General features: G+C 48.8%; 1 protein-coding gene. It reads left to right on the top strand.

Translation table 11 applies throughout. The annotated features are described in order from the left end of the window. Positions 1-391, top strand: a 391-nt coding sequence (locus ASC50_RS05370) for an alpha/beta hydrolase (RefSeq protein WP_158648489.1), incomplete at both ends; no start/stop codon positions are given.

The following is a 391-nucleotide window of genomic DNA, read 5'->3' on the forward strand; positions in this document are numbered from 1 at the left end:
GGGTTGGAACGACCGTTTGGATGTGCTGAAATGGCTTGATGTGGCTCAAGGCATCTTTGGCGATTCTACCCATATCGTGGTTCACGGCATTTCGATGGGTGCGGCAACCACTATGATGCTGTCGGGCGAAAAATTGCCCGACAACGTTAAATGTTTTGTTGCCGACTGTGGCTACACCTCTGTCTGGGACGAGTTTTCGCACCAACTGAAAGCGCGATATAGTTTGCCCGAGTTCCCGATATTGTATGCCACTTCTTTGTATGCCAACATGAAAGTGGGTTGGAATTTCAAAGAAGCCTCCGCTTTGGAGCAGGGGAATAAATGCCGGTTGCCCATGTTTTTTATTCATGGCGAAAAAGACACGTATGTGCCTGTGTGGATGGCAGATACG

The organism is Candidatus Symbiothrix dinenymphae (genome assembly GCF_001431085.1).